The organism is Halomonas sp. SIMBA_159 (assembly GCF_046536035.1).
In the GTDB taxonomy this organism is placed as follows: Bacteria; Pseudomonadota; Gammaproteobacteria; order Pseudomonadales; family Halomonadaceae; genus Vreelandella; species Vreelandella venusta_A.
In genome coordinates, this window is record NZ_JAWJBT010000772.1 from 1 (window position 1) to 265 (window position 265).

Here is a 265-nt window from a genome sequence, read left to right on the forward strand (position 1 = left end):
TCGTCCGACTTGTTCACAACCGACGTCACGCCCAGCTCTCGCAAGCGTTGCAGCAGCGCGGCGTTCTCCAGCATCGTCAGTACGACGATGGGAACCTTGGCAAAGTTGCGGCGCAGGTAGCCGATCAACGGCAAGCCGTCGCCGAACTGGCCGCCCGGCATTGCGAGGTCGGTCACGAGCACGTCGCACTCAACCGTTTGCAGGATCTTGATCAGCTCCGTCGACTGCCGCGCACGCGCGACCACCTGCATCCCGGGAAACTTGA

General features: G+C 63.0%; 1 protein-coding gene. It reads right to left on the reverse strand.

Going from position 1 to position 265, the window contains the following annotated elements; genetic code table 11:
* Nucleotides 1-265, reverse strand: a 265-nt coding sequence (locus tag R0J87_RS21300; RefSeq protein WP_498888785.1) for a response regulator, incomplete at both ends; no start/stop codon positions are given.